This is a genomic window from Dolichospermum sp. LEGE 00240 (assembly GCF_015207875.1).
GTDB classification, from domain to species: Bacteria; Cyanobacteriota; Cyanobacteriia; order Cyanobacteriales; family Nostocaceae; genus Dolichospermum; species Dolichospermum gracile.
In genome coordinates, this window is sequence record NZ_JADEVZ010000075.1 from 1 (window position 1) to 25581 (window position 25581).

Here is a 25581-nt window from a genome sequence, read left to right on the forward strand (position 1 = left end):
CGCCAATTGCGGAAATATGTATATACAGTTTGCCATGGGGGAAAGTCTCCGGGTAAGTTTCGCCATGTACATCCTTGAGTTAATACATAAAAGATGGCATTAAGTACGCACCAAATATCTACTTCTCTTTTTCTACCACCAGTTTTAGCTCTTGGAATTAAAGGTTCTATTAGTTCCCACTGTTCTTTAGTTAGGTTGCTGGAGTATACTTTACTCATTGCTCTCTACGGTTCTGTATTTTTAGTATTTACAGATTATACCCTGAGAGCTTTTTTTACTCAACTTCTAACTTTTCAAACACCCTCTTAGGTTTCTAGAGATTATCGGGTTCATCTAATACTTTTCAAACAACCTCTAAGAAAAATAGTAAAAATCAACATTCTAGTGCCTTATTCACCCTGCGTAGTGGTCGTATTTCTTGGTAAGAAGAAGAAGGTAAAGGAGAACCCTGGGATGTTAACCATTTAACCCTTTATTGTTGTGTAGATACTTGTCTGTGGACAGAAGAAGGAACAAACTTAGTCAAAGAAGAAAAAGCCGAAGACATTGCCAAAACCATCACCCAGACAAAAGCCAAAGGTGATCTAAATGATAAACAACAGGCACATCTCAAACGCAAAAATTCCTCTCTAGCCAGAATTAATAACCCCTTTCCTCGTCCAAGTCAACCTTTATATAACCCATATTCCGCACTTCACAATGTAGTATCCATCTTTTCAAGAATTATTCCTAACAAGGGTTAAATTTTTCAATATTAATACCTAAAATGATGGATAAAATATGTGTTTTATTAAACGATAAAAAATAAAATTATGGAAATATTCGCGTATTACAAAATCAAGTGCGGAAAGTGGGATTTAGGAATAGTAGCGGGAATAATAGACGAGATGGAATTGGTAGAAGAAGTGAATAAAATGGTGGGAATAAAAACAAGAGAAAACCTAACATCAGGACAAGTAGTAAAAGCGATGATATTGAATGGATTAGGCTTTTTAAGCGCCCCATTATACCTATTTGGGGAATTTTTTGTAGGAAAACCAACAGAACATTTAATAGGAGAAGGAGTATTAGCATCACATCTAAACGTGGGAGTTCAAGGTTTCAACACCCCTCCCGGAGTGGGGCGGGTTGAAATGCGTTAGTGCAAAAATACAAGAAAATATTTAGGTGGGTTGAAAGATCAGTAGGTCGTGGGTTTAACTCTGATAGATTTTTATAATAAACAGAATCCTGATTTTGAGCGTAAAGAACAATTAATTTGTCAACGCAGACAATAATTTGGCAACGCGGTCAAATAATCTGGCAAGTGACACGAACGTACACTTGTTATATTACTTAAAGCCGATGATGAGATTTGAACTCACGACCTACTGATTACGAATCAGTTGCTCTACCCCTGAGCCACATCGGCGTACACAGTCACACATTATAACACAATTTATTGATGATGGAACAAAATTCTCCAGATAATCTTAAACCCCAACAATACGAACGCCTCAAAGCCGAAGTAGCCGCACCCTATCGGGGGTTCAGGCAATTTATCTATATTGGTGTCGGTGCTTCTGGCTTTATCGGTGCATTCGTTTTCTTCTTTCAACTCCTAGCAGGACGCAATATAGAACAAGCAGCGCCTAATTTCGCAATCCAACTAGGAGTAATTGGGTTAATGGTACTCCTCTGGAAATGGGAAAACAGAAAGAAGAAGTGAGAGGCAAAAGACAAAAGAAAGATAATAAATATTATTTCTCCCCTGCCCCCTGCCCCTACTTACCAGTTACCAAATAGGGAGAATTAATGGGTTGAACACGACCGGCATTAACCAGGGCTTGATACACAAAAGCCGCAATATCCGCTCTAGTTGCTTGACGCTGAGGTGCAAGTTCTTTAACAGTGGGATAGTTAATGACTAATTGCCGTGAAGTTGCGGCTGCTACTGGACCAACTGCATAACTGGGAATTTGACTAGCATCAGTATAGAAGTTAATCACAGTCTGAGCATTCGCAGTTAAACCCAAACCATTAGCTAAAGCGACTATTGCTTGCACTCTAGGAATTTGTTGTTCCGGTTTAAAAGTTAAATCAGGATAACCAGATAGGAACGGACTGCTAGAAGCTGTTTGAATGGCACTAAAAGCCCAATAATTGCTTTTTACATCTTTAAAGGTAATCGCTTTGCGGGTTGCTGAAGGTTTGAAAGCCTTATTGATAATGGCAGCAAATTGAGCGCGAGTTACAGGTTCATTGGGTTTAAAACTCCCATCTGGAAAACCAGCGATAATATTTTGAGAAGCTAAAGCCTCAATGTAAGCTTTTGCCCAATAACCTGTTTGCACATCTTTAAAAGCAGTATTCCCAGTATTGTTATCGGGAGGTGCAGTCACTTTAGCCGCGACAAAATCAACAGCGCCAAAAATCCGCTTCTCGTTGATATCGTTACCAATAGCGACAATTTTACCAGCTTTAGTAGCATTGTTCAGGTCATAACGGGCATTATCACGGATGAGATTACCACCAGGATTTTCACTCGTACCCAAGTTAGGAACTGCACTAATAGTAGCGACAATACCATCTCGTTTATTACCACGAATGGCATTTTTACGGAGTATGGGTTTTGCCGTTTCCGAGATGAAGAGGCCGTCTGTATTTTGGGTGATATTGTTACTTTCTAATAAAGGTGTGGAACTACCACCAATCGCTACACCAAAACCAGTATCTTGAAACAAATTGCCACGAATCACACCCTGAGCCGATTTAGCTACGGAAATTCCATTGCCCTTATTTTTCAAAAAGATGTTATTTTCAATTTGGGGATTTCCCGTACCTGTCACAAAAATCCCTTCTCGGATGCTGTTAATAAAGGTACTATTTTTGATTACAGGGTTACTGGATTCTACCCATACAGCCGTTCCCCGTGAATTCGGGTTGGTAAAAGTTAAACCTGTAATGATAGTGCCATTATTCGCTAGCAGGGTAATGTCCTGTCTAGCAAAAGTGCGACTGGTGTAATAGCCACCACCGATAATGACGATTCCTTCACCTTTGTTTGATTCATTACCTTGAAGCGTGACTCCAGAATTGAGAACAAGGGGGAATGTTTCACCACTATCTTTACTATAGTTCCCAGGAGCAACCTGAATAACTGTCCCGGCTGTAGCTTTAGAAAGGGCAAAAGTGATAGTTTTATAGGGGGCTTCTGTAGTTCCATTACCAGAAGTATCTTTTCCAGTGACAGAGTTAACGTAAATAACAGTCCCACTAGCTGGTACTTGGGCTGTTAAAGTTGGGGACGCACCAGCTTTAAGTTGACTAAGTATGAGAGTAGAACTACCAGCAACTAATAACAAAGCGGTGAGGCTGGTCTGTAAAGATAAACGAGAAATGTGAAAACCCTGATTTTTCATTTTTTTACTGAATTATGTGCTTTTAATTATGGTACTTTCACAAGAGTGCAGTGTAACAGATATTTATCTGCAAAACTTATAACAAACTATACCTGATGATTAGGACTTATGTAGCTAAAATTCTGATTAAAAAAAATAATGTATCGCAGGAGTCAGGAGTCAGGATTAAAACCCTGTTGTGGGATGACATACTAGACATATCCTGACATCATGTGGTATGGTAGGACGAGTAACAAACTTAGGAACTTCCAATTAAAAAAATACCCAAAAATTTCTTGTGGTGCGGGACGAAAAGCCCGCTAATTGTCAAGGACAGGCAGGATGCCCATGCCACAAAATTGGCTAATTTATTTTTTGGTGTTCCCTTAGTCTAAACTCCAATTATTACTATTGTTATCTGTTATACATAAAAATTGAGGATAAGAAATCTTATCCTCAACCTCATTGCTCAAAGCAAGTGGTAAGTATTTGTTTTGTCAAAGGGTTAATAAGCTAAAGTTTCTAAAGTCTCTCTTAAATACATCTGTACTTGCTGATCTAGACGTAAACTTTGTAATTGGGTATTACATTCTAATTGCCATCTTTGAAAACCGGAACTAGCAGAAATCACGTATTTCAGGTTATGCCAAAACTGAGTATTAGCAGATAATTGATGATTTATACGCTCACCATTGACATAGCCTTTGCTATCGGTACTATGCGCGTAGTTGCTAGAAGTTGGAAATTGAGCCATAATTCCTCATTCCTTATATGTGACTTCCAGATTTAGACAATTTGGGATTTTAGATTTCAGATTGATAATTTATTTCACATTTCAGGGAAAGACGTAAATCTAGTTACCCAAACCTAAAATTGAAAATTTTTGTTTAATCTGTTCTCAAGATAATGGTTTTATACCCGATAATTCTGTCGCATTCATCACTAAATGCAGAATTTTCTGCGAGAAATTTCTCAAACAACTTGTTTTTAAATGAACAGAGAATTTTTTTAAATTTATAGCCAACCCAGGGGGTTAAGACATGAATTGATTATAAAACTCGGACTAGAACAGGTTTTTACTTTTTCTTTTCCTCCTTCTCCCTTCTTCTTTTCTCTTCCTCCTGACTCCTGACTCCTTTTAAACGGAGTGCTGAGTTTACATTATTTGAGTGTTGAACTCGAAACAGTCTCAATTCAACACTCATCAACTCAGCACTCAACGCTGGATGCACGTCACTACTTAGTCATAGTTAAAGTCCGACGTTTAGTTACCAATTGGTAGGATTCAATGATGTCATTTTCCACCCAGTCATGGAACTTATCAATGCCGATACCACATTCATAACCTGCGTTGACTTCACGGGCATCTTCTTTCATCCGTTTGAGGGAATCAAGGACACCTTCATAAACTACCTTATTATGACGACGGACGCGGACTTTACAGTTGCGAACGAGTTTACCAGATTGCACATAACAACCGGCCACAGCGCCACGACCAACTGGGAAGACAGCACGAACTTCTGTTTGTCCCAAAGGTTCTTCTACCAGTTCAGGTTCGAGTAGACCTTCTAAAGCACCTTGGATATCTTCCAAGAGTTTGTAGATGATGTTATATTCTCGAACATCTACACCTGCTTCATCCGCAGCCTGTCTAGCTCCACTGGCGTAGGTGGTGTTGAAACCAATAATTACAGCGTTACTGGCGGCAGCTAAGTCTATGTCTGTTTCGGTGATTTCTCCAGCGGTAGCTAAGAGCATCCGAATTTGGACTTCGTTTTGCGGAATTTGGCGCAGAGAGCCGATAATAGCTTCCACAGAACCTTGTACGTCGCCTTTGAGGATGAGGTTGAGTTCTTTTAATTCGCCTTCTTGTGCTTGTGCTGACAGGGTAGTGAGGGTGACACGACCTTGTAACAATCGAGACTGACGTTGCTTGTCGGCGCGATCGCTGGCTATGGAACGAGCTTCTTTTTCGTTTTCATAGACCTCGAAATCATCACCAGCAGCAGGGACATCACTTAAACCCAATACTTCCACCGCAAAGGATGGACTAGCGACATCTACACGCTTACCACGATCATTCACCATAGCCCGGACTTTACCAAAGGCTGAACCAGCAACCAGCATATCTCCCACGTGGAGAGTACCGTTTTGAATCAGCAAGGTAGCAACTGCACCTTTCGCTTTATCCAGATGAGCCTCAATGACTGTTCCTTTTGCGACCCGATCTGGATTAGCGGATAGTTCGGCTACTTCCGACACCAACATAATCATTTCTAGGAGGGTATCGAGATTTTCGCCCTTAATGGCACTAACGGGAACCATGATGGTTTCACCACCCCAATCTTCAGCGGTGAGACCGTAATTGGTGAGTTCCTGTTTAACCCGCTCTGGTTGTGCGCCTTCTTTATCAATCTTGTTGATGGCAACAACAATGGGGACATCAGCAGCTTTAGCGTGGCTAATAGCTTCGATGGTTTGGGGACGAACACCGTCATCAGCCGCTACGACTAAAACGGCAATATCTGTCACCCTAGCTCCTCTGGCACGCATCGCGGTGAAGGCTTCGTGACCAGGAGTGTCGAGGAAAACAATTTGCTGTGGTTTACCTTCATGGACGATATCAACATGATACGCGCCGATATGTTGAGTAATACCGCCCGCTTCCCCAGAAGCAACTTTGGTTTTGCGAATAGAGTCGAGGAGAGTGGTTTTACCGTGATCTACGTGACCCATGATGGTGACAACTGGAGGACGACGAATCAGATGATCTAAGTCATCCACATCAATCATTTCCGTGACTTTCCGGGCTTCAGCTTCTCGTTCGACGATTTCGACTTCTACTTCTAGTTCTTTAGCTACTAGGGTAATAGTAGGAATATCCAGATTTTGGGTGATACTGACAGCCATGCCTTTCATAAACAGGATTTTGACAATCTCCGTATCGGCAATTACTAAGGCATCAGCCAACTCTTGGACTGTTAATGGACCAGTGACAGCCAGTGTAGCTGGACGGTCTGGTTTTTGCTCGACATTTTCTTGGCGACGATTGTGGTCGCGGGAAGAACTAGATTTTTTGCCTCTGGTGGTAGGAGCAGCGACAACCGCTACAGTTGGCGCACCAGCACGGGTCCCTTTAGGTTTGGGGGGACGGGCAATGGAAAGACTAACTTGGACGGCTGCGGAAATTTCTAGCCCGTTTTCGTCTAAATCATCCTCATCGAGTAAATCATCTTCTAAGATTGGTTTGACCCGTTTGCCCTTGGGTCCCAACTTAGCCTTTTCTTTGATTTCATCAATAATTTCTTCTTCTTGCCATTTCTTCCCACCTTTGTTCAAACGGGGGGGTGTAGGGCGTTTTAAGTCGAGCAGATCGGGAACAATTGGTGTTTCATCCAATAGTTCTTTTTTGATGCCGCCGGCATTATGCCGGGGTGGAGTTGCCGTAGGAATGGCTGCTGGTTCAACGGGACGTGCGGGTCTAGGACGTTGGATATCACCGCCAACGGATGGCCTGCCACTGCGCTGTTCTGGTTTTGTCGGTGCTGCTGCATTAGCCCGACTAGGTTTAGGTGGTGCAGATGGTGAACCCTGGTCAGATGAGGGTTTATTAACCTTACTTCTGACTGGTTGCCGCTCTTCCTCGACCCGTTGGGTGCGATCGCGTTTAAGCAGAGGTTTTTCCGCTGTTCCCACTACTGGTGTCTCTGGCGATTTTGTGCCATCTACTCTGGCAGGGGGGGAAACCAATTGGGGTTTTTGGGGTTTCTCTGGTTTAGGTCTAGGAGCAGATATCTTCTCTGGCTTTTCCCCTCCTACCTTTTCCGCCACCGGTTGAGGATTAGATGCCTGTTCTGGTTGGGCAGGACTAGGTTTGATGGGAGTCTCGGATTGATTCCGGGGAACTGGTCGAGTTGGTGCCGTCGGCTTCATAGATGAGACTGGTGTAGCGAAAGGCCGTGGAGGTGAAGGACTATTAGCCTCAGTAGCGTCAGTAGCAACTGAAGTGTCTGGTGAGTTGGTGGTAGTGTTTCTCAATATTTTCGGTTTGCGAATTTCTAGAATTTGCTGTTTGTGATTGGCGCTGGGACGGTTTGGAGATGAATTTGGTTTATGGCCGTTTGTACTCTGTTCCTTTTTGGAGACTAAGTTGGCAGCAACAACTTTTTCGGCGGCGCTACGAATTTGTTCAGCCTCCGATTCGGAAATCGTACTACTATGGCTCTTAACCGCAATATCAAGCTGATCGCAAATTGCTAGTAGCTCTTTATTGTCCAAATTCAATTCCTTTGATAAGTCATAGATTCTAACTTTTCCGTTGTTCATCCACTCTTTCCCCTTTAATTTACAGTTTTAATGGATGGTTGCCTGGTTTGTGACATCTCCACCCTTTGATCACTGTTTTTTCGGTTGCCCTTGGTGATATTGCCGGTGCCTCCAGTTAGGAAAGAGAGATGTTTCGGTTTAATACTGACATCTTCACCAGGAATGATGGTTGATGCAGAACTGCGATTTGACGCTACCAGGTTGCCATTTTTGGTTTTTTGTTTTGCTGATTTGTGAGTCTTCCACAATACAATCAAAAAAACTTGTTGGGAGTAATGCCTTGCGTCTTGTCCAAAAAAGGAGATCGAGAAAGCTGGTTACATCCATTTACTATTTTGGCACTAACTTGGGCGATACTAAAGGTTATGGTCAGAGCGCGAATAGTTCGGCTGTTGTCATAATATCTTTAGAGATTATCGCAATTTTAGTTGTTACCATTAAATCTGATTTTGGCGATCGCCGTGATTTAGACGTTGCCACAATGCTTGATACACTGTGTCTGGCACTGTCCCATGCAGCGATCTTCCTAGTCTATTTTTTTTCTGAGCTACTTGCAGGCAACTCTCTTGCGGACAGATATAGGCAGAACGCCCCATGCCCTGATCTAATTGTACCTTTCCAGATGGAAAGACGCGGACAATCCGCCAAAACTCTTGTTTCAAGTTGACTTGACGACAACTAATACAACGCCTGTAGTTCGGTTTCATCAGTCTTTTGCCAGATTCAGCTAGATACCTTCTAGATACTAAACAATGTATTTTTTAATGTCAGTTGTCATTGGTCAGTTGTCAGTTGTCGTTGGGAAGAATATTCCCCCTGCTCCCTGCTCCCTGCTCCCCATCTGCAGACAACTCTGGGAATTAATCTTCCTCCCTATTGTCAAATCTATCCTCATCCAATTCTAATTCCTCTGTCATTTCATCTTCGCTGTCAGACCTATCACCGTCATCATTTTGTGGTTGATTTTGCGCTCTCACCGCTGCAAATTTAATATCTTCGGCTTCCTGGTCATATTTAGCCTGATCTTTAATATCAATTTTCCAACCAGTGAGACGGGCTGCTAACCGCACATTTTGCCCTTCTTTACCAATAGCCAAACTCAGTTGATCTTCCGCCACCAAAACATGGGTTTGGCGACTTTCCGGGTCCATCAATCTCACTTCATCTACCCGGGCTGGACTTAAAGCATTAGCAATATAGGTAGCTGGATCTGGAGACCAGCGAATCACATCTATTTTTTCACCACGCAATTCATTAACTACTACCTGGATTCGTGATCCCCTCGCACCAATACAAGCACCAACGGGGTCTACATCACGATCTAAGGTATCAACAGCAATTTTTGTCCGGGGTCCCACATAACGAGAAGGAGGATTAGCCTCTCTGGCTACAGCCACAATCCGCACTACCTCATCTTCAATTTCTGGGACTTCATTGGCGAATAGATAAACCACCAAACCTGCATCAGCACGCGATACCATTAACTGTGGACCCCGTTGCTGTCCTTGGGAAACTTTTTTCAGATATACCTTAAAGGTGGCATTAGCCCGATAGTTATCATTGGGTAGCTGTTCTCGCTTGGGTAACTCCGCGTCTACCTCCGATTGGCCAAATCCACTACTCACAGCCAAAACCACAGACTGACGTTCAAATCGCAACACCCTAGCTTGTAAAACCGTGCCTTCTAAGTCTTGAAACTCTTCTTGCACCATTTGACGTTGTTGATCTCGCAACTTTTGCGCCAATACTTGCTTAGTTTGCATAGCTGCCATGCGCCCAAATTCCCCCTGATCTGGGGTGACATCCAATACCACAGAATCTCCTAATTGAGCTTCAGGGGCTACTTGCTGTACCTCCTCTAAGGAAATTTGATGATCAGTATTACTAACTGCTTCAACAATAGTTTTGGTGGAAAGAACCCGAAATCCCTCACCCTCTATATCCAATTCCACTTCAAAGTTATTAAAATACTCTTCATCAAATTGTCTACGTTCTAAATTTTGGGCGCGACGATAACGTTCATAACCCTTAATTAAGGCTTCTCTAATAGCCGCTTGTACAGCCAAACGCGGCAAATTTCGTTCTTTGCTAATACTTTCAATTAGCTCTTTTAATCCAGATAAAGTTACCATTGACATACGCAATCTCCTAAAATTTTATGTAAGCGGTCAGCAAAATTAGATAACTGCTAGGAAATAATTGCTTTTCTGTTCCCCAATTACTCCTTAGCAGTTACTAGTACAGGTCAGCGTAAATAAACCAACCATTCTAAATCCTCCAAAAGCCTATACTGTCTTCATTTTGACTTTTGACTTTTGACTTTTGACGAACGCCTTGCGGTACTAGTACAGGTCGGCGGAAATAAATAGACCATTCCAAACTACTGGAAAGCTCATTGTATATTCGTTTTGACTTTTGACTTTTGACTTTTGACGAACGCCTTGCGGTACTAGTCCCTAATCCAAAGTCTAAAATCTAAACTTGATTAGCTACGCTCATCTATTTGTACTTTGGTAATGAGGTCACGGGGGATTTTAATGACACGACCTTTTTGATTCAGGTAAACTGTGGTTTCATCCCGACGCACCAATAGACCTATCCACTCTTGCTTTTGCTCGTAGGGTGGGGAAGTGGAAATAACTACAGGAAATCCTTTGAAGGAAATAAACTCCCTGTCTGTTACCAGTTGCCGCGAAATACCAGGACTGGATACTTCCAATACATAAGCGTCTGGAATGATCTCTCCCGCATCTAATAAGGCTTCTAAGGCACGGCTCATCCTTTCACAATCATCCAGGCCAATGTCCTGTAGAGGATTAAAGATATCTACTCGCAAGATTGGGGGGCTTTGGTTCGTATGAAAAACTATACTAACAATTTCCAATCCTAGTTCTGTGGCTATTGGTGTCGCCAAATCAATAATTTGTGGGATTAAAGGATGAGTCATGGGAGAATTCAATAAAAAAAGTGGGCTTCAACCCACTTCCTGCGATAGGGATATCTTCCAAGAAGTATTGTGACGAACTGTATTAGTTCGCCCCTAAAATGAGTGTAGCTTATTTCTTCAGTTAGTCATGACAGACTTGAAAAAATGGTCATTGGTGATTGGTGATAGGACTTACGCATTGACAGGATCAACCAAATATGAGGTATGGGTCTTGGGCATTTTAACGTGATTTTTTGATTATTTTTGAGCGATAGCGAAGCGCTGCTGCAAGCAGTTCGCTATTGAACAGAAGTTAATCGCCTAAAGCCTAAAACGACGGATTTTCGTTCATTCACATCATGGTTAATTTGTATAGTGCGTAAGTCCTAGGTGATTGGTTATTGGTCATGGGGAAAATCTTTTTCTTTCTGTATTTTGCTTTTTGCCTCCAAATGTTAGGCAAATATCGTAAAGCTCCCCAGTGTTATCAACCAGGGAGCGAAAATTTTTAGTTCACCACAACGCCGTTTTACCTAAGTTTATGACCTGGTTAAACCAGGTGGGAGCTGAGGGTTCTCATTTAAAGTTTCCGGGTACAAGCCCGGTATACTGCCACAAGAATTGTTTAGCTCCCTTGTTGTTAAAGACATAGATCAAAAAACTTGATGGCAGTCACCAATCGTCGTAGTGCAACTAACTCATTATAGCTTTGAAAAATAGTTTGTGTATTTATTTAGGGAAATTTTTGGCAAACTTTTGCTGGGGATACCAGATAGATTCAACTTGGTGTATAATGTCTTCTACTCCATTTGGAGTATCTTGCTCCAGAAGAACGGTGATATGTCCTAGTTTACGTCCTGGACGAGCTTCTGTTTTGCCGTACCAGTGGACAGTAGCTTGAGGAATAGATGCCAGTTGTTGCCGTTGTTTTTCGTAGTCGTAATGACTGTTTTCATATCCTAGCAGGTTAACCATCACAGCACTAGCACAATGTAAGCTGGTGTTGGTTAATGGTAAACCACACACGGCTCTCAGATGTAGTTCAAATTGGGAAGTTTCACAAGCATCTAGGGAAAAATGTCCAGAGTTATGAGTGCGTGGTGCTATTTCATTAATTAGGATTTTACCTCCGGCGGTGAGAAATAGTTCAATGCCACAGACTCCTACATATTGCAGGCTAGTTAATAGTTTATGGGCGATCGCTGCAATTTCTAAATTTTGCTCTTGGGTGATTTTAGCTGGGGCAATTACCCACCGACAAACCTGTTCTTCTTGGTGAGTTTCTACCGTTGGATAGATGAGAATTTCCCCATTTACAGAACGGGCTGCAATTATCGCCAGTTCTTTGGTAAAAGGCACAAATTCTTCGACTAAAAACTGGGTACGACTTTGATTGACTATTTTTGATAGGGTCGGAAAATCGGGAATGATAAAAGTTCCTTGTCCATCATATCCATGTCTTCGCGCTTTGAGAACTACCGGCAATCCCCAGTTTTCAATCTGAGTTTCTATCGCTTTTTCCGCCGATAATGCCCAAAACTGAGGAACTGGCAAACCTAAATCCCGTAAATAGCACCGTTGATCATATTTATCTAACAGAGGTGCTAAAGCTGATAACTGAGGACGAAAACAAACACCCTGTTTTTCCAGCAGTGATAAAGCAGCAAGATCCACAAACTCGTTTTCAAAGGTAACGATATCACACTTTGTTGCTAAAATTTCTGTGGCTGCGGCATCATCAACTGCGGCAAAAACACTATCTTGGGCAATAGATACGGCTGGATCATTTGCACTAGGAGTTTGGACGATTAATTTTACTCCCAGCCTATTTGCAGCGTCTTTCATCATCCAAGCCAGTTGTCCACCACCGATTATACCAAGTTTTATTGACATCCTAACGACTCACGAGTTTCTACACCAGTCTGAGAATTTACACCGCTGGCTTTTTGACATAGCTCTTTAATTTGCGCTCTATCTAAAATTGCGTCTGTAAAATCTGCACCTGTGATATTAACATCTGTAAAGATAGTGCGGAGTAAAAGAGCTTCGATTAAAACGGCATTACTTAAATCAGCACCTGTTAATTTTACCTCATTCATCATCGCATTGGTTAAATTTGCTCCATGTAAATTTGTCTTTGTCATCACTGAAGCACTGAAAACTGTTCCTCGCAAATCCGCACCTGTAAAGTTAGCCATTTCCAAGTTAGCGTTAGAAAATTCCGCCGCTTGTAAGCTTTGTCCTGAAAAGTCTTGTCTTGATAACTCTGCATTACTATATGATAAAGGGTGAGTCCAGTCTGCCAATGCTGTTTGTGGGATGCACCAAAGCATAATTCCCAAAATCCATCCTAAGCCTTTTTGCCAAAACATAGTTGATGATTTCCAATTAGTGATGAATAGTTAACAGTTGATAATTCGGGCGTTGCATGAGGGTTAATGGCAATTACTCCTTTTTCCAATTACTATTTACAATAATTCATTAAATTTGATGACAAGTAAAGTTTTTTATCTTTTAAAGTCTAGTAGTGAAAAAAACTGATAATGTATTAGTCGTGGAGGTAGCTGTAGGGGCGGAGTTTTTGATGCCTAAAAATACTTGATAACCATTTAAATGTTGACATGAAATTGAATATCATCAGCAACAGTTATAGCGAGTATGTACTTAAATAAGGTAAAAAGTTTATGGGAAAAATTATCCAGTAGAAGTCTTTTACTGTTGACTGCTGCTATGTCTGACCAAGAATCTCGCAGTTATTAAAATTGACGAACGGCATAGATCAATAATACAAAATTGGTATTTATATGATAAATCATTACTCTATTCAATGGATTGAAGCATGGTGTTTAGAAAATGGCTGGACAGATTTATTTGTTGAGAGACGTGGTAACTACTGGGCATTTCCTCCGGGGGGAGTGATGCCAGAACCAATCCCCATGAATGTGTTAAGAGTAATTAAAGAAGAAAACGGCTTAACCAATCAGGAAATTTACTGGGCTTGTGCTGCTATATCCACCACTATTTTAGCAGTGATTTATGCTTTTTTGTGGAAATGTCCGATTCCTTTAGTGTTATCTTTTGCGTTTAATGCTGTCACAGTGGCACAATTTGAACCAGAGGATATTTAGATTTTTGCAGATGAAAATTAGGACATTAAGATTAATCCATTGACCTTAATGCTATTTTTCATCTAAAATAAGATTAATCCACTAATCTTATATCTCCCTATGCTGGAAATTGCAAAGCAGGATATTATATCCCGTCTTCAATTTGATAACCCCTGGTGGGAACAAGGGAAGAAGGGGAGGATTGCTTTTGAGAATACGCTTCGGCGAAAGTATTTTGAGGCTTTTCATCAGAAAATCTTAGATGTAAGCGTTCGTCGTGCAGTCGTTTTGATGGGACCCAGGCGCGTCGGTAAGACTGTGATGGTTTATCACAGTGTCCGCGAACTCTTAAACTCTGGTATTGATGAGAAAAGTATTTTATATCTCTCTCTGGAAACCCCGATTTATACAGGACTTCCCCTAGAAAAAATACTTAGTTACTTTCAAGAATTATTCAATCACAAACGTGATGCCAAGCTATTTATATTCTTCGATGAAATTCAATACTTGCATAATTGGGAAATACACCTGAAATCCCTTGTTGACTCCTTTGCTGAATACCGTTTTGTTGCTACTGGATCTGCTGCTGCTGCACTGCGACTAAAAAGTGCTGAATCCGGTGCTGGGCGGTTCAGTGATTATATTCTCCCGCCTCTAACTTTTACTGAATACTTGATGTTCATTGGTCGAGAAACGGAACTTATAACCGCTACACCAAATAAAAACCCTGTTTATTCGTATGAATATTCTACCTCCAATATCGAGACACTTAATGAGGAGTTTGTTAACTACCTGAATTTTGGGGGATACCCAGAAGCAGTTTTTTCCGAGACGATTCGGCAAGATCCTGGACAGTATATTAAAAGTGATATTATTGATAAAGTGCTACTGCGCGATCTGCCTAGTCTTTACGGTATCAGTGATATTCAAGAATTAAACAGACTTTTTACTACCTTGGCTTACAACTCTGGTAATGAAGTAAATTTAGAGGGATTATCTCAATTTTCTGGTGTCGCCAAGAACACTATTAAGCGTTATCTTGAATATCTTGAAGCTGCGTTCTTAATTCGGCGTGTTGAGAGAATTGACCAAAATGCAAAGAGATTTAAACGCGCTGTGTGCTTCAAGGTTTATTTAACCAATCCGTCCATGCGAGCGGCGCTATTTGGACAACTTAATGCGGATTCTGAGGCTATGGGAGCGATGACGGAAACTGCTATTTTTAGTCAGTGGCAACACAGTATGACTATTGAGCTTTATTATGCACGCTGGAATTCAGGAGAAATTGATATTGTTAATTTGAATCCCGCAAATCAGTCACCTTCTTGGGTTGTAGAAGTTAAGTGGAGTGATAGACCTTACAAATCAAATTCCGAACTGGATAACTGTATAGAATTTGTCAAGAAAAATCCAACCACCTCTCAGCCAATTCTGGTCACCAGTCGAACTATTGCGGATGAAAACTTCCTTTATAAAGGGGTGCAGTTTACATTCCAGCCAGCCAGCCTGTATGCTTACATACTTGGTGCAAACCTATTGCGTCGCATTAACGAAAAAGTAATTACATTGTAATCAATCCTTTTTTAAATTCTGACTCAGGCTGTAAGTTATATGATGAAAATATCATTGGTATTAAAAATAAAATTCGCTGAATATGGATAACTTTTCTTTGTATAATCAAGACTTCTATGCTTGGACACAACAACAAGCGAAAGCTTTAGAACAAAAGCTAGTTGTAGAATTAGACTGGCAACATTTGCAAGAGGAAATTCAATCTTTGGGAAGACATGAATATCGAGAATTGATAAGTCGTTTGGGCGTGTTAATTGGTCATTTATTGAAATGGGAATATCAACCTGAACAACGTTCTCGCAGTTGGTTTCTCACAATTAGAGAACAACGTCGTGCTATTCAAAGACATCTCCGACAAAATCCTAGTTTAAAATCTCGGATAACAGAAGCTATGTTAGATGCTTTTGAAACAGGAGTTGATTTAGCCTTACGAGAAACTAATTTACCATTAAGAACTTTTCCTGAAAATTGCCCCTATTTATTTGATGATATAATTGCTGATAATTTTCTGTGTGATACTCTTGAAGATTGGGAATGATAATTTTTCTATAAGTCAATGAAGAAAGAATTAACCGCAGATGGAAGAGGATAAACACAGATGAACGCAGATAATTTTGTACTTCATTAGACGAAGAAGCCTCATATTAAAGTCCTTCACGCAATCCCATGGCTATTTTACTGTGTTTTTCGATTTGTCCCATCACCTGTTTTGCCCGTTGAATTACCACTGTCGGTAAACCTGCTAATCTTCCGGCTTCTATTCCGTAAGACTTATCAGCGCCACCGGGTTGAACTTGATGTAAAAAGATGATTTGGTCTGGTAATTCTTTAACTGTAACTTGATAATTTGCGACATTGGAAACAATTGTAGCTAATTCATTTAACTCGTGATAATGGGTGGCAAAAATTGTGCGGGATTTAATCTCAACTGCTAAATATTCAGCTACAGCCCAAGCAATTGATAAACCATCAAAAGTTGCTGTTCCGCGACCAATCTCATCTAACAAAACCAAAGATTTTGCCGTTGCATGATTGAGGATATTGGCAGTTTCATTCATTTCCACCATAAAGGTAGATTGACCTGTGGCTAAATCATCTACAGCACCAACACGGGTAAAAATGCGATCGCACACTCCCAATTTAGCAGACCGCGCCGGCACAAAACTACCCACCTGCGCCATTAACTGAATTAAACCAACTTGACGCAAATAACAACTCTTACCACTCGCATTTGGACCTGTAAGAATAACTAAATCAGGATTGTTCTCTATAATTGTTTCTAATGACAACTGACCACTGACCACTGACAACTGACCAAGTTTAGTCGAATTAGGGACAAAAAAACCAGCAGGTAAAGACTGTTCTACCACTGGGTGACGACCATCAATTACGTCAATTTCCCGACCCGTAACCATCTCAGGACGACAGTAACCTTGATGGACAGCTAATTCCGCCAAACCACATAATACGTCCGACGCGGCTACCGCACGGGCAATATTCCGAATGATCTCATCTTGAGAACCCACTTCATGGCGTAATGCGTCAAAAATCTGATATTCTAACTGATTTAAATCATCTCGCGCTGTGAGGATGCGTGCTTCTCGTTCTTTTAAATCAGGAGTGATGTAACGTTCCTCATTTGTTAGAGTTTGTCTACGAATATAATTATCAGGAACTTGGTCGGATTTACTGCGGGAAATACTGATATAATAGCCAAAGGTTTTATTAAATCCTACCTTCAAAGTGGGGATTCCTGTTCTGGCTCTTTCATCAACTTCTAAGTTGGCAATCCATTGTTGATCACTTTCTACAATAGCCTTTCTTTCATCCAAAAGTGGATTGATCCCCGCCCGAATTAAACCGCCTTCTTTGAGATGAGTCGGTGGTGATTCTACGATGTGAGCGTGTAATTTTTCTGCTAGTTCTTCGAGGATGGGCGGGACTTTTTGCAAAGCTTTTAAGAACGGGGAATGGGCATCCGCAACCAGGCGAGATAATTCGGGTAAACGAGAGAAAGAATCAGCTAGAGCGACTAAATCCCTAGCATTGGCTCTACCAGATGCGGCTCTGACTGTTAACCGTTCTAAATCGTAAATTTGCCTTAATAACTGCCGCAGGTCTTGACGTAAGGGCGTATTTTCTACTAATTCTTGGATGGTATCTTGGCGGGATTTAATCCCTTTAATATCTAGTAGCGGTTGTAACAACCATCTTCTTAAAGCTCGGCTGCCCATTGCGGTGCTAGTTCTATCTAAAGCCCATAATAGAGATCCGTGAAATGTACCATCGCGGACGGTTTGGGTAATTTCTAGGTTACGACGGGTTTGATGATCGACGATTAAATAATCAGTGAGGCTATAAGTGCGTAATAATTGCAGGGAGACTGGATTGGCTTTTTGTGTGTCTTCAATGTATTCTAAAAGACCACCTGCGGCGCGAACTGCGAGGGGAAGATGTTCACAACCTAAACCTTCGAGCGATCGCACTTTGAATTTCTGCAATAATTTACTTCTAGCTTCTGCTTGGGAAAAGGGGACTTGCGATCGCAAACTATAGCAGAATGATGGTGGTAAACATTGGGGAAGAGATGGGGAGGTTTCCCCAGGACGCAGTAAACTACCTAAATCGGGGGCGTTGGTGGGAAACAGGACTTCTGAAGGTTGCAACCGCATTAACTCTTGGGTTAAGTGTTCTAAATCACTACCTTGAGATGTGAGAAATTCTCCGGTTGATATGTCTGCGTAAGCTAAACCCCAATGATTGATAGCAATTACCACAGCCGCTATGTAGTTATTCCAACTGGCTTTGAGCATCCCCTCTTCTAATAATGTCCCTGGAGTGAGGATGCGCGTTACTTCTCGCTTGACCAAACCAATCGCGTCCGCAGAGTCTTCTACTTGGTCGCAAATAACTACAGCATAGCCTTTTTCCACCAGTTGAGTTGTGTAGCGTTCCCAAGCGTGATGAGGTACACCTGTCATGGCAACACGACCGACTTCACCACCATGTTTACTGGTTAAAACTAATTCTAATTCTCTGGAAACAGTTACAGCGTCTTGAAAAAAAGTTTCAAAAAAATCACCAACTCTGTACAGTAGCAACGCATGAGGATATTTATCTTTCACTTCTACATAATGCTGATACATCTTACTCAGCTTACTGCGGTCTTCTACCAGATTTATATCAGTAAGTGATGGGTTGGGTTGATTGGGTTCTGGTGTGGAAGTCGTCATGGTAGATGCACAAGAATTTATTGACACAGATTTTTGGCACTCTATTCGATCATAGCTTGATGTGGGGGATAGGGTGCGATCGCTTAAAGTTTATTTATTTTTAAACATAATAGGGAACAATGGCACTAGTATCTAAATAAATCAATATCTTTCATTCTCTCTTTCTTCTAATATTGTAGTACTCATTGTACTCCCTTTTAAAACTATAGATTTTCTAAAAGAGTTTAAACTAGGAAATGCTTTTCTTACCTGTTGTGGAGGAAGAATACGAGCTACTTCTTTCCCTTCTTTCATCAGAATAAATTGCTCACCTTTAGCTACTTGCTCCAGAATATTAGATAAATTTTTAGTAGCTTCTTCAATTGTAATCTGAGTCATAACTATCTCAATAGTTTACAAATGTAATCGAATTATATAACAGAGATAGATGTTTTGTAAATTTTATAGCGATTCCCGTCTAATTGAGGTACAGCGAGAAAGAATTAACCGCAGATAGACGCGGATAAACGCAGACAAATTTGTACTTCGTTAGACTAGGAAATGCTATAGAAATGCGATCGCTAGGTCGTGTTTCGCTATCGCACACAATAGATCAAATCTTAGCTACAGCGAGTGAAGATAGCACAATTAAGTTGTGGAATCTGGAAACTGGATGCTGTGTACAAACGCTGAAAGTTTAAAGTTTGGCAAGTTTATCCCATCTCATTAAACGTATCTTTAAGCACAGAACGCGCTGCTAAATGGTTACGAGTAGAAGTGAGAATTTCCGCTTCTCGTTCTAAACGAGCAACTGTATCCTGGATTTCTAATAATGCTTGCTGTTCGGGAGCAACACCATAGAGATTACTCGCTATCCAATAAGATAGTTCTGTGGGTAAATCTGGTAAATCGTTTGGTAATTCAATTTCTTGTTCTGTCAACTTGGACGAAAGACGCACCACATCCCGCAACAGTTGTTCTACCTCAGATGCTAAAGGACGTAAATCCTTAGCCGGTGGTTGGTCTTCAATCCATTCTACCAAACCGACGCGATAGGGCTTTTCGCGGACATATTCTAAAACCCGAAATCTTTGTTGTCCTAAAGCTAATAGCTTGATTCTGTCATCAGGTAGCCGCTGATAATGCAGAATTTCCGCACAACAACCCACATTAGCAATTGTCCCCTTGGTGGGATCAATCATCAATACCCCAAATCGGCGATCGCTCTCCAAAATCGTATTCATCATGATTCTGTAGCGAAATTCAAAGATATGTAGAGGTAATGGTCTAGTGGGAAATAAAACCACTTCTGGTAATGGGAATAGAGGTAGTTCACGCACTGCAATTTTAGAAGAGGATGTCATTGTGAGTATTGTTAGTTAAGTATAAATTGTAGTCTTAAAATATTATATTCTTCCCGACTTTCTCTGTACTTTATTTATATTTTATCATGATGTTCTATAGCTAATAAAAAGCCCTGAGATCAAATTTCTCAGAGCTAATTGTCAATTGTCCGTTGTCAGTTGTTCGTTGTCAGTTGTTTTTCCTTCACTACTGACTACTGACAAATGACCACTGACCACTGACAAACTTACAATTTGACTTCAATATCTACACCAGAAGGCAAATCTAGCTTCATGAGTGCATCAATAGTTTTAGAAGAAGGCTGGTAAATGTCAATAATCCGGCGATGGGTGCGGGTTTCAAAGTGTTCGCGGGAATCTTTATCTACGTGAGGCGATCGCAGTACGCAATATATCTTCCGTTTTGTGGGTAAAGGAATCGGTCCAATAGCTGTAGCGTTAGTCCGGTTAGCGGTGTCTACAATCTTCTCGCAAGATGTATCTAATAAACGTCGGTCAAATGCCTTCAAGCGAATTCTAATCTTCTGCTGTTGTAGAGTTGCCATGTTTAGTTTTCCAGGTTCGGTAAATTTTAGACTTTAGATTTTAGATTGTTAGATGTTAAATTTCATCCCCAATCCAAAATTTAAAATTGTTTATGGGAATAGAAAGGAGCAGAGATTTTAGGATTCATCTCCACTCCTTTTAAATGAGAGCAAAAACGTGAGTGTTATTTCAGGATCTTAGCAACAACGCCAGCACCAATAGTCCGGCCACCTTCACGAATAGCGAAGCGCATACCTTCTTCAATAGCGACCGGGTTGATCAATTCTACTGTTACTTTGATGCGATCGCCAGGCATAACCATTTCCACATCTGTACCATCATCAGCGGTAAAGGCTTTGATTGTACCAGTTACATCAGTTGTCCGCACATAGAACTGAGGACGATAACCAGCGAAAAATGGTGTTTTCCGACCACCTTCTTTCTCAGTTAAAACGTAAACCTCGCCTTCAAACTGAGTGTGAGGTGTAATTGAGCCTGGTTTAGCGATTACCATACCGCGCTCAATGTCTTCCTTTTTCATACCGCGTAGTAGTACACCAGCGTTATCGCCAGCCATACCTTCATCAAGACTCTTCTTGAACATCTCGATCCCGGTAACAGTGGTACTACGGGTATCTCTAATACCAATCAATTCCACGTTATCGTTAACCTTAACTTTACCGCGTTCGATCCGTCCAGTAGCCACAGTCCCACGACCTGTGATGGTGAACACATCTTCTACAGCCATCAAGAATGGTTTGTCTATAGCCCGCTCAGGAGTAGGGATAGATTTATCTACAGCATCCATCAATTCATAGATTTTATCTACCCACTCATTTTCACCGCGCTGAGTTTTGGGATTAGCGGTCATTGCTTCCAGAGCCTTCAGACCTGAACCTTTGATAATGGGAATATTGTCACCATCGAAATCATAGTCGGTGAGCAGTTCCCGCAATTCCATTTCTACCAATTCCATCAATTCCTCGTCATCCATCATATCTTCCTTGTTCAAGAAGACGACCAGACTAGGAACACCCACTTGTTTTGCCAAGAGGATGTGTTCACGGGTTTGGGGCATAGGACCATCAGTAGCCGCAACTACGAGGATGCCTCCATCCATTTGCGCCGCACCAGTGATCATGTTTTTCACATAGTCAGCGTGTCCAGGACAATCTACGTGAGCGTAGTGACGCTCGGTGGTTTCATACTCAACGTGAGCGGTATTGATTGTAATACCCCGTGCCTTTTCTTCGGGTGCATTATCAATTTGGTCGTAACCCTTACCTACCGCTTGACCATTAGCAGCCAAGGTCATGGTAATAGCTGCTGTTAAAGTAGTTTTACCATGGTCAACGTGACCAACAGTACCAATATTAACGTGAGGTTTAGTTCTTTCAAACTTTGCGCGTGCCATGAATAATCGTTTCCTTTTTTAATTAAGCGTTCCCTTTACTTTTGGCAATGATAGTTTCAGCCACACTCCGAGGTACTTCTTCGTATGTACTAAACTCCATCGTAAAGATACCTCGACCTTGGGTTTTCGACCGGATATCAGTGGCATAACCAAACATGGTTGCCAATGGAACTTTCGATACTACTTTTGCCAATCCCTGTTCAGTGCTTTGGCTTTCAATCTGTCCCCGACGGGAGATTAAATCACCAATCACGTTACCGATGTAATCTTCAGGTACTTCCACTTCAACTTTCATAATCGGCTCTAAGAGGACAGGAGAGGCTTTGGCAGCCGCTTCCTTGATTGCCATAGAACCAGCAATTTTGAAAGCCATTTCTGAAGAGTCTACATCATGGTAAGAACCATGTATTAATGTGGCTTTGACATCAATCAGTGGATATCCAGCTAAAATACCAGATTCACAACATTCTTTCATGCCCTGTTCAGCCGGTCCGATGTACTCTTTAGGTACGATCCCACCGACAATTTTAGAAACAAAGACAAAACCTGTACCGGGTTCACCTGGTTCTAAATTGATCACCACGTGACCATACTGACCCTTACCACCACTCTGACGGATAAATTTACCATCAATTTTCTCGACGGCTTTGCGAATGGTTTCGCGGTAAGCCACTTGGGGCGCACCAACGTTTGCTTCGACTTTAAATTCTCGTAACATCCGATCTACAAGAATTTCCAGGTGCAATTCCCCCATGCCCGCAATTACGGTTTGGTTGGTTTCTGGATCAACACGCACACGGAAGGTGGGGTCTTCTTCACTCAAAGATTGCAGAGCTTTGGAAAGCTTGTCCATGTCGTTCTTGGTTTTGGGTTCAACCGCTACCGAGATCACAGGCTCAGGAATAAACAAGGATTCCAAAATCACTGGTGAACCTTCATCACAAAGTGTATCACCTGTCAATGTATCTTTTAATCCTAAAGCAGCACCCAAATCACCTGCCCGTAGTTCATCTACGTCTTGTCGGTCATCTGCTTTCATCAGCACTAACCGAGAAATTCGTTCTTTTTTATTCTTGCTGACGTTAAGAACGTAACTACCTTTCTTCAGCACCCCAGAATAAACACGAACGAAGGTGAGGCGACCATAAGGATCAGCCATAATCTTAAATGCCAAAGCTGATAATGGTTCTTCATCATCAGCATGACGTTCTACGGGATCACCGTTGAGTAATGTGCCTTGAATTGGGGGAACTTCCAGTGGTGATGGTAGGTAATCTATTACCGCATCCAACATCAATTGCACGCCTTTGTTCTTAAAGGCTGAACCGCAAAGCACTGGTACGATTGTCCCAGCAATTGTTCCTTTCCGAAGGGCAGCACGGATTTCTGCTTCTGTCAGTTCTTCGCCCTCGAAGTACTTATTCATCAGCGTGTCATCAGTTTCTGACACTGCCTCTACCAACTTGATGCGGTATTGGGCTGCTTTTTCGGCTAGGTCGGCGGGGATTTCTGTGGTTTGGATATCAGTTCCTTGATCGTTTGTGTACATATATGCACACATTTTCACCAAGTCTATAATCCCTTTAAATTCAGTTTCACTACCGATGGGCAGTTGAATAGCAATGGCGTTAGCTCGCAAGCGATCGCACATCTGGTCATGCACTTTATAGAAGTTCGCACCAGTGCGATCCATCTTGTTAATAAAGGCAATACGAGGTACTTTATAGCGGTCTGCTTGTCGCCATACTGTTTCTGATTGTGGTTGGACACCACCTACGGAACAAAATACAGCGATTACACCATCTAATACTCGCATGGAACGTTCAACTTCAATAGTGAAATCTACGTGACCTGGAGTATCAATAATGTTAATTTGATGATCATTCCAACTGGTACTAATCGCAGCAGCAGTGATGGTAATTCCCCGCTCCCGTTCTTGTTCCATCCAGTCTGTAACAGCAGTTCCTTCGTGAACTTCGCCAATCTTATGAATGATCCCAGAGTAAAATAATATTCTCTCTGTTGTCGTTGTTTTGCCCGCATCTATATGCGCCGCAATACCGATATTGCGTACTTTCTCTAGCGGGTTCGTGCGTGCCACAGTTACCTCCTAACGTTGTCGCCTCATGATATCTCGTATATTACTCTTTGTTAAGATTCTATACTTTTACGGAAAACCGTCTTTTTTTGTGAGCCTAGTACCGCAGAGCGGAAGTCAAAAGTCAAAAATCAAAAGTCAAAATTAAGACTGTATAGGCTTTTTGGCTTTTGGAAATGGTTGGTTTATTGACGCTGTGCTATATGTACCAGTCAGATACTTGCCAATCTTTGGGCATTAGCTATAAATTCTACGATATACCGCACACGAGAAGACGATATATCGTTTTTCTAGTTAGTAACGATAATGTGCAAACGCTTTGTTTGCTTCTGCCATCCGGTGTGTTTCTTCGCGCTTACGAATAGCACTACCAGTTTCATTCGCAGCATCCATTAACTCATTAGCTAGTCTCCCAGCCATAGTTCTTCCTGGACGTTGGCGAGAATACTGCACCAACCACCGCAATGCTAGGGTAGTACCGCGATCTGTACGTACTTCCATTGGTACTTGGTAAGTTGCTCCACCAACTCGGCGAGCTTTTACTTCTACTAATGGTGTAGCGTTACGCACTGCTTTTTCAAAAGTTTCTAATGGACTTCCACCAGTGCGTTCTTCAATAGTTTTCAAAGCGTCATAAACTATCCTTGCGGCAATTGATTTTTTGCCATGACGCATTATCCGTCGCATCATCATGCTGATCAAGCGACTATTATACACTGAGTCAGGCGGGACTGCGCGCCTTTGACTAACACCACGACGAGACATACTTCATCCTTGAATACCGAATTTGACCACGAAATTATATGCTATCAGAACACAGGAAACTAAAGGCGGTTTAATTAGCCGCTGATTTTTCCTACATTTTCCTTTATCGCTTGCGCCATGCTATCGCTGTCAGTTAAGAGGAGGCTGAATTAATTCACTTGTTATCTGCTACCAGACACAGAAGACGACAACTTGATCAACTTTAAAATTTAGATTAAAGTGCTGTTATCGTTTACAAGATTATCCTCTCCAAACTCATACAACTTTTTTTTATGCCAGATCCAGTTTGATTTTCTTAAAAAAATTCGTTACTGCTGGTTTTTATGCAGTTGGCAGGTAGGACGATTAACCGTATTTGACGCGATTAACCGCCACTTACCTATTTTTTACCTGCTTTTGGGAGCTTAGTTCCATATTTGGAACGGCCTTGTTTCCGGTCTTTAACTCCGGCTGTATCTAATGTGCCACGAATAATGTGGTATCTAACTCCGGGCAAGTCTTTGACCCGACCACCACGAATCATAACTACGGAGTGTTCTTGTAAGTTATGACCGATACCTGGGATGTAAGCTGTTACTTCAAATCCAGAGGTAAGTCTTACCCTGGCTACCTTACGGAGTGCTGAGTTAGGCTTTTTAGGTGTAGTTGTGTATACTCTGGTGCAAACGCCTCGACGTTGCGGGCATTGCTTCAGAGCAGGGGACTTGGTTTTCTGACGCGCTAGTTCGCGTTCACTACGTATTAGCTGCTGTATTGTTGGCATGAGTTACAGCGCGTGAAGCTGCTTTATGATCTAAGTTTTAACAAATCCTGATTATATCTTTTTTCCTGATTTTCTGTCAATCAATTTTAGGAGGGAATAGGGAATAGGGAATAGGGGAAGTTGGGGGAG

Annotated in this window: 22 protein-coding genes, 1 tRNA gene, 1 other RNA gene and 1 pseudogene; 6 read left to right on the top strand and 19 right to left on the bottom strand. The window is 41.6% G+C overall.

Translation table 11 applies throughout. The features are described from left to right. On the bottom strand, positions 1-218 hold a 218-nt coding region (locus IQ226_RS20145; RefSeq protein WP_193896637.1), incomplete at its 3' end, for a transposase. A 594-nt stretch (positions 219-812) separates the two neighbouring features. On the opposite strand from IQ226_RS20145, the pseudogene IQ226_RS20150 reads away from it, so the two are divergent. Then, positions 813-1085 (top strand): annotated as a pseudogene (locus IQ226_RS20150) (DUF4277 domain-containing protein); the annotation flags it as partial. Positions 1086-1339: 254 nt separating this feature from the next. On the opposite strand, the gene IQ226_RS20155 reads toward IQ226_RS20150, so the two are convergent. Next, positions 1340-1411, bottom strand: a tRNA-Thr gene (locus IQ226_RS20155). A 33-nt stretch (positions 1412-1444) separates the two neighbouring features. On the opposite strand from IQ226_RS20155, the gene IQ226_RS20160 reads away from it, so the two are divergent. Beyond that, positions 1445-1708 carry a DUF3493 domain-containing protein gene (locus tag IQ226_RS20160; RefSeq protein ID WP_193898313.1) on the top strand — a complete coding sequence of 88 codons (264 nt, stop codon included), beginning with the start codon at positions 1445-1447 and terminating at the stop codon, positions 1706-1708. A gap of 55 nt (positions 1709-1763) precedes the next feature. Here IQ226_RS20160 and IQ226_RS20165 read toward each other — a convergent pair whose 3' ends face one another. From IQ226_RS20165 to IQ226_RS20205, 9 genes are all read right to left on the bottom strand, one after another. Next, positions 1764-3401, bottom strand: a complete 1638-nt coding sequence (locus IQ226_RS20165; RefSeq protein WP_193898315.1) for a DUF1565 domain-containing protein — start codon at positions 3399-3401, stop codon at positions 1764-1766. Positions 3402-3885: 484 nt separating this feature from the next. Next, positions 3886-4134 (bottom strand): hypothetical protein, encoded by a 249-nt coding sequence (locus tag IQ226_RS20170; RefSeq protein WP_193898344.1) that lies wholly within the window; start codon positions 4132-4134, stop codon positions 3886-3888. Positions 4135-4616: 482 nt separating this feature from the next. Next, positions 4617-7706 (bottom strand): translation initiation factor IF-2, encoded by a 3090-nt coding sequence (infB, locus tag IQ226_RS20175; RefSeq protein ID WP_193898317.1) that lies wholly within the window; start codon positions 7704-7706, stop codon positions 4617-4619. Between the two features lie 437 nt (positions 7707-8143). After that, on the bottom strand, positions 8144-8413 hold the full coding sequence (locus IQ226_RS20180) for a YlxR family protein (protein ID WP_096670737.1): 270 nt from the start codon (positions 8411-8413) through the stop codon (positions 8144-8146). 153 nt (positions 8414-8566) lie between these two features. Next, positions 8567-9844 carry a transcription termination factor NusA gene (nusA, locus tag IQ226_RS20185; protein ID WP_193898319.1) on the bottom strand — a complete coding sequence of 426 codons (1278 nt, stop codon included), beginning with the start codon at positions 9842-9844 and terminating at the stop codon, positions 8567-8569. A gap of 347 nt (positions 9845-10191) precedes the next feature. Beyond that, positions 10192-10653 carry a ribosome maturation factor RimP gene (gene rimP, locus IQ226_RS20190; RefSeq protein WP_193898321.1) on the bottom strand — a complete coding sequence of 154 codons (462 nt, stop codon included), beginning with the start codon at positions 10651-10653 and terminating at the stop codon, positions 10192-10194. 488 nt (positions 10654-11141) lie between these two features. Then, positions 11142-11326: non-coding RNA, 6S RNA (gene ssrS, locus IQ226_RS20195), on the bottom strand. Positions 11327-11361: 35 nt separating this feature from the next. Next, positions 11362-12525: a 5-(carboxyamino)imidazole ribonucleotide synthase gene (locus tag IQ226_RS20200; protein ID WP_193898323.1), complete on the bottom strand. Its 1164-nt coding sequence runs from the start codon at positions 12523-12525 to the stop codon at positions 11362-11364. Further along, a complete protein-coding gene (locus tag IQ226_RS20205; RefSeq protein ID WP_193898325.1) occupies positions 12516-13004 on the bottom strand; it encodes a pentapeptide repeat-containing protein in 489 nt (162 codons plus the stop codon). Before IQ226_RS20205 ends, IQ226_RS20200 begins: the two co-directional genes overlap by 10 nt. Positions 13005-13436: 432 nt before the next feature. Here IQ226_RS20205 and IQ226_RS20210 point away from each other — a divergent pair, with 432 nt between their 5' ends. The 3 genes from IQ226_RS20210 (at position 13437) to IQ226_RS20220 (ending at position 15849) form a co-directional block, all read left to right on the top strand. Next, entirely contained in the window at positions 13437-13760 is a 324-nt protein-coding gene (locus IQ226_RS20210; protein WP_193898326.1) for a hypothetical protein, read from the top strand. 99 nt (positions 13761-13859) lie between these two features. Beyond that, positions 13860-15311: an ATP-binding protein gene (locus tag IQ226_RS20215; RefSeq protein ID WP_193898328.1), complete on the top strand. Its 1452-nt coding sequence runs from the start codon at positions 13860-13862 to the stop codon at positions 15309-15311. 82 nt (positions 15312-15393) lie between these two features. Next, positions 15394-15849: a DUF29 domain-containing protein gene (locus tag IQ226_RS20220; RefSeq protein ID WP_193898330.1), complete on the top strand. Its 456-nt coding sequence runs from the start codon at positions 15394-15396 to the stop codon at positions 15847-15849. A gap of 106 nt (positions 15850-15955) precedes the next feature. Here the strand turns inward: IQ226_RS20220 and mutS are convergent, their stop codons facing one another. Both mutS and IQ226_RS20230 read right to left on the bottom strand, forming a co-directional pair. Continuing rightward, entirely contained in the window at positions 15956-18544 is a 2589-nt protein-coding gene (gene mutS / locus IQ226_RS20225; RefSeq protein WP_193898342.1) for a DNA mismatch repair protein MutS, read from the bottom strand. Between the two features lie 141 nt (positions 18545-18685). Further along, complete coding sequence (locus IQ226_RS20230) at positions 18686-18922, bottom strand: type II toxin-antitoxin system Phd/YefM family antitoxin (protein ID WP_193898332.1); 237 nt, start codon at positions 18920-18922, stop codon at positions 18686-18688. 140 nt (positions 18923-19062) lie between these two features. On the opposite strand from IQ226_RS20230, the gene IQ226_RS20235 reads away from it, so the two are divergent. Next, the gene (locus IQ226_RS20235) at positions 19063-19224 is read left to right on the top strand and encodes a hypothetical protein (RefSeq protein ID WP_193898334.1); all 162 of its coding nucleotides are present in this window, start codon (positions 19063-19065) and stop codon (positions 19222-19224) included. Between the two features lie 12 nt (positions 19225-19236). Here IQ226_RS20235 and IQ226_RS20240 read toward each other — a convergent pair whose 3' ends face one another. From IQ226_RS20240 to rpsL, 6 genes are all read right to left on the bottom strand, one after another. Continuing rightward, the gene (locus tag IQ226_RS20240; protein WP_193898336.1) at positions 19237-19887 is read right to left on the bottom strand and encodes an LON peptidase substrate-binding domain-containing protein; all 651 of its coding nucleotides are present in this window, start codon (positions 19885-19887) and stop codon (positions 19237-19239) included. A gap of 227 nt (positions 19888-20114) precedes the next feature. Further along, positions 20115-20432 carry a 30S ribosomal protein S10 gene (gene rpsJ / locus IQ226_RS20245; protein ID WP_015113498.1) on the bottom strand — a complete coding sequence of 106 codons (318 nt, stop codon included), beginning with the start codon at positions 20430-20432 and terminating at the stop codon, positions 20115-20117. A 164-nt stretch (positions 20433-20596) separates the two neighbouring features. Then, the gene (gene tuf / locus IQ226_RS20250; RefSeq protein ID WP_193898338.1) at positions 20597-21826 is read right to left on the bottom strand and encodes an elongation factor Tu; all 1230 of its coding nucleotides are present in this window, start codon (positions 21824-21826) and stop codon (positions 20597-20599) included. Positions 21827-21848: 22 nt separating this feature from the next. Beyond that, positions 21849-23927, bottom strand: a complete 2079-nt coding sequence (fusA, locus tag IQ226_RS20255; RefSeq protein WP_193898340.1) for an elongation factor G — start codon at positions 23925-23927, stop codon at positions 21849-21851. Between the two features lie 291 nt (positions 23928-24218). Then, on the bottom strand, positions 24219-24689 hold the full coding sequence (rpsG, locus tag IQ226_RS20260; RefSeq protein ID WP_027402058.1) for a 30S ribosomal protein S7: 471 nt from the start codon (positions 24687-24689) through the stop codon (positions 24219-24221). A 379-nt stretch (positions 24690-25068) separates the two neighbouring features. Further along, the gene (gene rpsL, locus IQ226_RS20265) at positions 25069-25452 is read right to left on the bottom strand and encodes a 30S ribosomal protein S12 (protein ID WP_015078104.1); all 384 of its coding nucleotides are present in this window, start codon (positions 25450-25452) and stop codon (positions 25069-25071) included. Positions 25453-25581: the final 129 nt, after the last annotated feature.